The sequence below is a fragment of the Mycolicibacterium neoaurum ATCC 25795 genome, assembly GCF_000691525.1.
In the GTDB taxonomy this organism is placed as follows: Bacteria; Actinomycetota; Actinomycetes; order Mycobacteriales; family Mycobacteriaceae; genus Mycobacterium; species Mycobacterium neoaurum.
In genome coordinates this window covers 168,954-177,871 of sequence record NZ_JMDW01000016.1, presented here as the reverse complement: position 1 = coordinate 177,871, position 8,918 = coordinate 168,954, and the positions used below count along the sequence as shown (strand labels likewise).

General features: G+C 65.3%; 8 protein-coding genes. 4 read left to right on the top strand and 4 right to left on the bottom strand.

Annotated features, from left to right (window positions below; all coding sequences use genetic code 11):
- The first annotated feature begins 443 nt into the window (after nucleotides 1-443).
- A complete protein-coding gene (gene lysE, locus IC40_RS0122475; protein WP_030136921.1) occupies nucleotides 444-1,043 on the top strand; it encodes an L-lysine exporter in 600 nt (199 codons plus the stop codon).
- 24 nt (nucleotides 1,044-1,067) lie between these two features.
- On the opposite strand, the gene IC40_RS0122470 is transcribed toward lysE, so the two are convergent.
- On the bottom strand, nucleotides 1,068-1,946 hold the full coding sequence (locus IC40_RS0122470; protein WP_030136920.1) for a formylglycine-generating enzyme family protein: 879 nt from the start codon (nucleotides 1,944-1,946) through the stop codon (nucleotides 1,068-1,070).
- Nucleotides 1,947-2,242: 296 nt separating this feature from the next.
- Between IC40_RS0122470 and glgX the strand changes: the two genes are divergently transcribed.
- The 3 genes from glgX to IC40_RS0122455 are packed head-to-tail and all read left to right on the top strand — an operon-like array spanning nucleotide 2,243 to nucleotide 6,385.
- Nucleotides 2,243-4,393 (top strand): glycogen debranching protein GlgX, encoded by a 2,151-nt coding sequence (gene glgX / locus IC40_RS0122465; protein ID WP_030136919.1) that lies wholly within the window; start codon nucleotides 2,243-2,245, stop codon nucleotides 4,391-4,393.
- A gap of 28 nt (nucleotides 4,394-4,421) precedes the next feature.
- On the top strand, nucleotides 4,422-5,222 hold the full coding sequence (locus tag IC40_RS0122460; protein WP_030136918.1) for an alpha/beta fold hydrolase: 801 nt from the start codon (nucleotides 4,422-4,424) through the stop codon (nucleotides 5,220-5,222).
- Nucleotides 5,219-6,385, top strand: a complete 1,167-nt coding sequence (locus IC40_RS0122455) for a SpoIIE family protein phosphatase (protein WP_030136917.1) — start codon at nucleotides 5,219-5,221, stop codon at nucleotides 6,383-6,385. Before IC40_RS0122460 ends, IC40_RS0122455 begins: the two co-directional genes overlap by 4 nt.
- A 6-nt stretch (nucleotides 6,386-6,391) precedes the next feature.
- On the opposite strand, the gene IC40_RS0122450 is transcribed toward IC40_RS0122455, so the two are convergent.
- Genes IC40_RS0122450 through IC40_RS0122440 form a run of 3 tightly spaced genes read right to left on the bottom strand, consistent with a single transcriptional unit; the run spans nucleotide 6,392 to nucleotide 8,897 of the window.
- Nucleotides 6,392-7,243 carry a metal ABC transporter permease gene (locus tag IC40_RS0122450; protein ID WP_030136916.1) on the bottom strand — a complete coding sequence of 284 codons (852 nt, stop codon included), beginning with the start codon at nucleotides 7,241-7,243 and terminating at the stop codon, nucleotides 6,392-6,394.
- Complete coding sequence (locus tag IC40_RS0122445; RefSeq protein WP_030136915.1) at nucleotides 7,240-7,977, bottom strand: metal ABC transporter ATP-binding protein; 738 nt, start codon at nucleotides 7,975-7,977, stop codon at nucleotides 7,240-7,242. The genes IC40_RS0122450 and IC40_RS0122445 overlap by 4 nt, the downstream gene beginning before the upstream one ends.
- Nucleotides 7,977-8,897: a metal ABC transporter substrate-binding protein gene (locus IC40_RS0122440; RefSeq protein WP_191293482.1), complete on the bottom strand. Its 921-nt coding sequence runs from the start codon at nucleotides 8,895-8,897 to the stop codon at nucleotides 7,977-7,979. The genes IC40_RS0122445 and IC40_RS0122440 overlap by 1 nt, the downstream gene beginning before the upstream one ends.
- Nucleotides 8,898-8,918: the final 21 nt, after the last annotated feature.

Below are 8,918 nucleotides of genomic sequence, written 5' to 3'. Positions count from 1 at the left end.
AACCGGGAAACCGTCACCGATGTCCTGATACACCAACTGTCACCGATGTCCTGATACAGAACTGTCACCGATGTCCTGAGAGATCACAATCCGAGGATCGGGAACCGCGGCGCATTCGAACTTGTGTTCGATAGTACGCCTGGAAACCCCTGGCCGCAAGGTCATGTCTCAAGATCCACGTCGGCAACGTCCGCCCACGCGCCGGGTCGGGTTCCGCCCCTGCACAACCGTCACCGCAGCGCTGACACCACAACTGTCACCGATGTCCTGAGACATGGCACCTTCGTGTGCAAGGTGTCAGCGTCAGGACATCCCACGTTCCGACGCAAGGGAATCCATAAAGCCTTCCAGCGCACGCGGGCAGCGGCGTACATAAGCACTTCTTAACTAAAGTAAGAATCATTAGCTGTACTGGATATCAGCAAGAGCTTAGCGTCGTGACCATGGCTTCATCGCTGTTCATCGGCTTCCTGACCACCATGGCGCTCATCGCTGTCATCGGCGCGCAGAATGCGTTCGTGCTGCGTCAGGGCATCCGCGGCGAGCACGTCGTGCCGGTCATCGCACTGTGTACGGTGTCGGACCTGATCCTCATCGCCGCGGGCATCGCCGGCGTCGGCGCGCTCATCACCGCTCACCCCACCGCGGTCACCGTCGTCAAACTCGGCGGGGCGGCCTTCCTCATCGGATACGGCCTGCTGGCAGCACGCCGCGCGCTACGACCGGGCGGGTTGGCGCCGGCCGAACAGACCCCGACCCGACTCGTCGAAGTGTTGCTCACCGCCGCGGCCTTGACCTGGCTCAACCCGCACGTCTACCTGGACACCGTCGTGCTGCTGGGATCCCTTGCCAACGAACACCACGAGCAGCGGTGGCTTTTCGGCGCGGGTGCCGTCGTCGCGAGCGCGGTGTGGTTCACGAGTCTGGGACTGGGGGCGCGCAAGCTGGCCGGCCTGTTCGCGAAACCGGCCACCTGGCGCGTGCTCGATATCGTGATCGCGGTGGTGATGATCGGACTCGGGGCATGGATGGCGCTGTCGTGAAACACTTTTCGCCACGGCAACCGGTCAGGCTATACAACGAAAGCCGATATGGGTGGTCGCGCTGTCCTGGGACTGAGCAGAGCGCGCCGCCGGTCGATAGCGATGGCAATACTCCGGTGCGCACAGGTGCGAGCCGCCCTTGAGCGTCTGGCTGACAGTCGGGTCACCGGATGGTGGCGGCGGGCAGCAGCCGTTGTCGGGGCCACCGTCGATGCGATGGTGTCGACTGAAGCGAGTCGTGGTCCACTCCCATACGTTGCCGATCATGTCGACGAGACCGAAATCATTCGGCGGGAACGCGCCCACCGGCGAGGTGCCCGACCAGCCCAGCGCACCGTCGTTTTGATACGGGAATCGCCCCTGCCAGGTATTGGCCATCAATCGCCCGTCCGGGCACACCTGATCACCCCATGCATAGGTGGTGTCGGAACCGGCTCGCGCCGCATACTCCCACTGTGATTCACTGGGCAGACGGCGGCCTGCCCAGGCAGCGTATGCGGCAGCGTCGGGGTAGGCGACCTGTACCACGGGGTGATCCGGACGGTCGGCATGAGACGAGTCGCCGCCGAAAGGTCTCCGCCAGCACGCGCCGGGTTCCCAGACCCACCACTGCCGCCAGTCCGAAAGGTTCACCGGACCGCCCGTCGGCCGGAAAACGAGGGCGCCGGGGACCAGGTCGGTCGCCGGAACACCCGGGAAATCGGCCGGCTCCAGGGGACGCTCGGCCACCGTGAGATACCCGGTGGCGGAGACGAACTCGGCGAATTGCGCATTGGTCACCGGATGTCGTTCGATCTGGAAAGGCTCGACGGTCACGGTGTGAACCGGGGCCTCCTCGGGATAGAAGGCGGTCGACCCCATTCGGTAGGCGCCACCCGGGAGGGAGACCAGTTCGGTCAGCATTGTGTCAGAGTAGACATATTCGTGCTGCGTGCGCCATCAATCCTGTTTCTGCACAGCACCTTCGGGCATGATCGGGATTCCGTCGCCACGAAGCAGGTGGCGCAACCAGAGCCGATGATGCAGGGTTGGGTGACGACGCGGCGATGCGCGAATGGGGTCCGTACCGGTCGTGATGGAACTCGCAGAATAGACACGGCCGTCAACGGGTACTCCCGTGCTCCGGAGTCACGCGCTCGTTCGTCAGCGAAGCCGAACGGCGCGATGTGTCCGACAGAGTTCGACAGAGAAGGAACCCCATGCCGGAAACGCTCGATCCGACACCGTCCACACCGACACAGGAGGTGTGGCCTGGCAAGGCCTATCCGCTCGGGGCCACCTACGACGGCTCCGGTACCAACTTCGCGCTGTTCAGCGAGGTCGCCGAGAAGGTCGAGCTCTGCCTGTTCGACGCCGACGGTAACGAGACGCGCTACCGGCTGCCCGAGGTCGACGGATTCATCTGGCACGGCTTTCTGCCCGCCATCGAGCCCGGACAGCGCTACGGCTATCGGGTACATGGGCCGCACGACCCGGCCGCCGGACACCGGTGCAATCCGAACAAGCTGCTGCTCGACCCCTATGCCAAGGCCATCGACGGCACCTTTCAGTGGGACCAGTCGCTGTTCGGGTACGACTTCGGTGAACCCGACAGCCGCAACGACGAGGATTCGGCCGCCAGCATGCCCAAGTCGGTGGTCGTCAACCCGTACTTCGACTGGGGGGTGGACCGCCCGCCGCAGCGCGAATACGCCGACAGTTTCATCTACGAGGCCCACGTCAAGGGACTGACCCAGACCCATCCGGACATCCCCGATGCCATCCGGGGCACCTATGCCGCGATCGGGCATCCGGCGATCATCGCCCACCTGCAGTCACTCGGCGTGACGGCCATCGAGTTGATGCCGGTGCACCATTTTGCCAACGACTCGACCCTGATCGACAAGGGGCTGTCCAACTACTGGGGCTACAACACGATCGGGTTCTTCGCCCCCGATGCCAAGTACTCCTCGAGCACAACCCCCGGCGGCCAGGTCCAGGAGTTCAAGGCCATGGTGCGCACCCTGCACGAGGCCGGTATCGAGGTGATCCTCGACGTGGTCTACAACCACACCGCCGAGGGCAACCACCTCGGCCCCACCCTTTCGATGCGCGGCATCGACAACTGTGCCTACTACCGGCTCGTCGACGATGACAAGCGCTACTACATGGACTACACCGGCACCGGCAACAGCCTCAATGTCGGCCACCCGCACTCGCTGCAGTTGATCATGGACTCGCTGCGTTACTGGGTGACCGAGATGCACGTCGACGGGTTCCGTTTCGACCTGGCCTCTACGCTGGCCCGTGAGTTCTACGACGTGGACAAGCTGTCGACCTTCTTCGAGCTGGTCCAGCAGGATCCCACTGTCAGCCAGGTCAAGCTGATCGCCGAGCCGTGGGATGTGGGCCCCGGCGGCTACCAGGTGGGCAACTTCCCCCCGCAGTGGACGGAGTGGAACGGTAAATACCGCGACACGGTGCGCGATTTCTGGCGCGGTGAGGCAGGCAGCCTCGGTGAGTTCGCATCCCGGCTCACCGGCTCGGCGGATCTGTACGAGCACACCGCCCGCCGACCGGTCGCCTCGATCAACTTCGTGATCGCCCACGACGGATTCACGCTGCGCGATCTGGTGTCCTACAACGACAAGCACAACGAGGCCAACGGCGAGGACAACAACGACGGCGAGAGTCACAACCGATCCTGGAACTGCGGGGTCGAAGGCCCCACCGACGACCCCGAGGTCCTGGCGCTGCGCGCCCAGCAGGAACGCAACTTCCTGACCACCCTGCTGCTGTCGCAGGGTGTGCCGATGATCTGCCATGGCGACGAACTCGGCCGCACCCAGGGCGGCAACAACAACGGGTACTGCCAGGACAACGAGATCACGTGGGTGAACTGGGCCGATGCCGATCAGGGACTGCTGGATTTCACCGCCAAATTGGCACAGCTGCGCGCGGAGCACCCGGTGTTCCGCCGCCGCAGGTTCTTCAACGGCCGTCCGGTCCGCCGACGCGGGTCCGAGGCGCTGCCCGACATCTCCTGGTTCCGTCCCGACGGATCGGAGATGAGCGACGAGGACTGGGACACCGGCTTCGGCAAGTCCATCGCGATCTTCCTGAACGGCAACGGCATACCTGATCTGGATGTGCGTGGCCAGCGAGTGACCGACGATTCCTTCGTGGTCTGCTTCAACGGACATCACGAGCCGATGGAGTTCACGCTGCCTCCGTCCGAGTTCGGGCAGGCCTGGGCGCCGGTGGTGGACACCGCGGCCACACCGGATGTCACCGAGGAGGCGGTGCCTGCCGGCGCGGCGCGTAAGGTCGCCGCGCGGTCGGTGACGGTATTCCAACAGGTGACCGACTGATTCCTGGCGCGCCCTATGCTGAGCGATCATGGGCGCGCGCGTACGGAACAACATCACCGAGCTCGGCCGTGCCGATGCGCCGGTGCTGCTTCTGGCGCATGGGTTCGGATGTGACCAGAATCTGTGGCGGCCAGTCGTCGAAGGGTTGCGCTCGCAGTTCCGGATAGTGCTGTTCGACCATGTCGGCGCCGGCGCCTCGGACCCGACGGCCTGGGACCCGGCGCGGTACGCGCAGCTGTCCGGTTATGCCGACGATGTGCTCGACATCGTCGATGAGCTCGACCTCACCGAGGTGATCTTCGTCGGGCATTCGGTGGCCGCCATGATCGGGGCGCTGGCAATCATCGACCGGCCCGATCGGTTCGCCAAGCTGGTCATGGTGACACCGTCGCCCCGCTATATCGACGACGGTGACTATCGGGGCGGTTTCTCCCCCGATGACATCGACGAGCTCCTGGAATCGATGGATGCCAACTACCTGGGCTGGTCCCATTCGATGGCGCCGGTCATCATGGGCAATCCCGACCGCCCCGATCTGCACGACAAACTCGAGGCGGCCTTCTGCCGCACGGACCCGGAACGGGCCCGGGTGTTCGCGCGCGCAACCTTCCTCTCGGACAATCGCTCCGATCTGGCAAAGATCCCGGTGCCGACGCTGGTGCTCGAGTGCTCGCAGGATGTCATCGCGCCGCGTGAGGTGGGCGCGTATGTGCACCGCCACGTGCCCAACAGCACGCTGGTCACCCTCGACGCGATCGGCCACTGCCCGCACGTCAGCGCACCCACGGAGACCGCAGCTGCCATAGCGGACTTCGCCATCCGGACATGACCGAGCCGGACCCGGCGGACTTCTGGGACGATTCGCCATCCGGGCATGTGCTGCTGACGACGGATGGCCGCATCGTCGCGGCGAATGCCACCTTTGCCGGTTGGTTGGGCTATCCGCAGGAGTCGCTGCGAGATCGGTTCTTCGCCGAACTGCTCACGGTGGGCGGCCGCATTCACTACGAGACACATTTCGTTCCGATGCTGCGGATGACAGGAGCTCTGGACGGGGTGACCGTCGATCTGCGTGCTGCCGATGGATCGCGGCTGCCGATGTTCCTCACCGCCAACGTCAAACCCGCCTCCGGCACCCATCCCGGGCTGTGGCGTGTCACCGCAGTGGACGCCAGCGACCGACGGGCATATGAGCGCGAGCTGCTCGAGCAACGGCGCCGCGCCGAGCAGGAACGGGAACGGGCGCGATCCTTTGCCGACACCCTTCGCCGCTCGTTGCGCCCACCGCTGTTGTCGCCGCCCGCAGGGCTGCACGCTGCAGACCACTTCCATGCCGCCGCCGACGAAGACGTCGGGGGTGATTTCTACGACCTGTTTCCGCTGTCCGCCGATACCTGGGGGTTCTTCCTCGGCGATGTCTCGGGTAAGGGGGTCGACGCCGCCGTGATCACCGGATTGACCCGCTACGTGCTGCGTTCGGCTGCGGTGTTCGACGCCGATCCCCACCAAGTCCTGCACAACCTCAACACCGTGCTCCGACAGCGGCTCGAGGTGGCCGCGCACCGGATGTGCACGGTGGTCTACGGCAACCTGACGCGCCGCGGCTCGGGCTTCGATGTCGACCTCGCCAGTGCCGGGCACCCGCCGCCGCTGCTGCTCGGCGCAGACGGTCATGCCTACTACGTCGACACCGTCGGCGGTCAGGCCGTCGGATTGATCGAGGATCCGCATTTTCTCTCTGTGCGAATGCATCTCGAACCCGGGGACACCCTGGTCATGTACACCGACGGCCTACCGGACGCACGTGTCGGGCCGGGAACCGAACGCTTCGATGACGACGGTAAGGCGCTGCTGCGCTTCGCCGCCATGCACACACCGACCCGTCCCGCCGAGATCGTCGGCGCCATCCGCGGTCTGCTGGCCGAACTGGGATCGGGGGTCGACGACGATGTCGCGGTGTTGGCGCTGGGCGTGCCAGACCCGCTTACGTGACCCGGATCAGCCTGCGGTGGAACGCAATCGCGTCGCCAACAGACCGTGCCGAGGACCGAACAGATAGGCCATCGCGAAGGCGACCCCATTGACGAGCACCACCATGGGCCCGGAAGCGGTGTCGAGGTAGTAGCTGGCGTACAGGCCGATCAACGCACTACCGGACGCGACCGCCGGGGCGATCACCAGCATCCGACCGAACCGATCTGTCAAAAGGTATGCGGTCGCGCCGGGAGTGATCAGCAGCGCCACCACCAGCACGACGCCGACCGCCTGCAGTGCGACGACCGATGTCAACGCGAGCAACCCCAGCAGAGCCGCACTGAGCACCCTGGGGCTGATGCCGACCGCGTGGGCGTGGCTCGGGTCGAAGGCGTACAGCGTGAAATCCCGACGCTTGATGACCAGCACTGCGAGTACGATCGCGCCGAGCACCGCGACCTGCAGGAGATCGGATCGGGATACCCCGAGCAGATTGCCGAAAATGATGTGGTTCAAGTCGATCTGGCTCGGGGTGATCGAGATGAGGACCAATCCCGACGCGAACAGCGTGGTGAAGACCACACCTATGGCGGCATCTTCCTTGGTGCGGCTGGTATCTCGCACCACGCCGATGAGTGCCACCGCAGCGAACCCGAAAACGATGGCGCCCAGGGCGAATGGGGCACCGACGATGTAGGCGAGCACCACCCCGGGCAGCACCGCATGCGAGACCGCGTCGCCCATCAGCGACCAGCCGATCAACACCAGCCAACACGAGAGGGTGGCGCAGACGACCGAGGCGATCAACGTTGTCGCGATGGCCCGCACCATGAACTCCAGGTGCAGCGGCTCGGCGAGGAAATCGAGGACGCTCATCGGGCATCCGCATCGTTCGCGCCGAGCCCGAAGGCGCGCGCTAGATTCTGAGGTTGCAACACCACATCGGGACGATCGTGCAGGAGCACGGTGTTCATCAGCAGCACGGCCTCGTCGGCGAGATCGGGTAGTGCCCGGAGGTCGTGTGTGGACACCAGGATGGTGACACCACTGTCGGCAAGGCTGCGCAGCAGGGCGCTGATGGTCGCTTCGCTGCGGTTATCCACGCCGGCGAAAGGTTCGTCCAGTAACAGCAATTCGGCCTCCTGAGCGATACACCGCGCCAGGAAGGCCCGCTTGCGCTGGCCGCCGGACAGCTGCCCGATCTGGCGATGGCGGTACTCGCCGAGTTCGACGCGCTCCAAAGCCTGTTCGACGGCCCGTTTGTCCGCGGCGCGCGCTCGTCTGGTCGGGCCCATCCGCCCGTACCGACCGGTCATGACGACATCGTGGACCGATAACGGGAAGGCCCAGTCGATGGCCTCGCTCTGCGGCATGTACCCGACCACGCCCGTCTTTCGGGCGCGCGCCGGATCCTGCCCGAAGATCCGCACCGCGCCGCCGTCCGGGCGCACCAGGCCCATGATGGCTTTGAACAGCGTGGACTTTCCGGATCCGTTCATCCCGACCAGACCGCACACGCGCCCTGGTTCGATGGTCACCGTGGCATCCCTGAGGGCCAGGACGGGGCCGTAGCGCACCGTGATCGAGTCCACCTCCAGCGCGGGGATCATCACGGGACCCGGTTGGCGGTCAGCGCATTCGCGATGGTGTCGGCGTCATGCCGGATCAGATCGAGATAGGTGGGGACCGGTCCGTCGGCCGTTGAGAGCGAGTCGACGTAGAGCACGCCGCCGAAGGTCGTACCGGTGGCCTCGACGACCCGCTGCATGGCGGCGTCGGACACCGTCGACTCGCAGAACACGGCGGGCACGTTGTTGGTCCTGACGAAGTCGATGGCCGACGCGATCTGTTGCGGAGTGGCCTGTTGTTCGGCATTGACCGCCCAGATGTACTTCTCCGTCAGGCCCGCATCGCGGGCCAGATAGGAGAAGGCGCCCTCGCAGGTCACCAGCGCGCGCTCACCGGCGGGAAGTGATTCGAGTTCGGTGACCAGCTCGTCGTGCACCTGCTGGAGTCGACCACGGTAGGAGGCGGCGTTGGCCCGGTAGTCCTCGGCGTGCGCGGGATCGAGTGTGGCGAAGGCCTCCGCCATGTTGTCGGCGTACTTCTGGACGTTCAGCGGTGACATCCACGCATGCGGATTCGGCATTCCGGCGTACGCGTCATCGGCGATGTCGACCGGCTCCACCCCCTCGCTGACCACCACGTGCGGGACGTCGATACCGTCGACGAACTTGGCGAACCAGGCCTCCAGATTCAGGCCATTGTCCAGGATCAGATCTGCCCTGGCCGCCTTCTTGATGTCACCGGGCGTCGGTTCATAGCCATGGATCTCCGCGCCGGGTTTGGTGATCGACTCGACGGTCAGGTGCTCGCCGGCCACGTTGGCCGCAATATCGGCCAGCACCGTGAAGGTGGTGAGCACCGTGGGACGTCCCGTCGACTGGGAGTCCGTTCCGGCCGTGCAGGCCGCCGTCAGCATGGCGGCGGCCATGGCCACCGCGCCGGGGAGGACCCACGAACGCCGCATCACGATGCCTCTCATTTCGCC

Coding starts and splice junctions, on each gene's coding strand:
- lysE (WP_030136921.1), top strand. CDS start 444: ATGGCTTCATCGCTGTTCATCGGCTTCCTGACCACCATGGCGCTCATC.
- IC40_RS0122470 (WP_030136920.1), bottom strand. CDS start 1,946: ATGCTGACCGAACTGGTCTCCCTCCCGGGTGGCGCCTACCGAATGGGG.
- glgX (WP_030136919.1), top strand. CDS start 2,243: ATGCCGGAAACGCTCGATCCGACACCGTCCACACCGACACAGGAGGTG.
- IC40_RS0122460 (WP_030136918.1), top strand. CDS start 4,422: ATGGGCGCGCGCGTACGGAACAACATCACCGAGCTCGGCCGTGCCGAT.
- IC40_RS0122455 (WP_030136917.1), top strand. CDS start 5,219: ATGACCGAGCCGGACCCGGCGGACTTCTGGGACGATTCGCCATCCGGG.
- IC40_RS0122450 (WP_030136916.1), bottom strand. CDS start 7,243: ATGAGCGTCCTCGATTTCCTCGCCGAGCCGCTGCACCTGGAGTTCATG.
- IC40_RS0122445 (WP_030136915.1), bottom strand. CDS start 7,977: ATGATCCCCGCGCTGGAGGTGGACTCGATCACGGTGCGCTACGGCCCC.
- IC40_RS0122440 (WP_191293482.1), bottom strand. CDS start 8,897: ATGCGGCGTTCGTGGGTCCTCCCCGGCGCGGTGGCCATGGCCGCCGCC.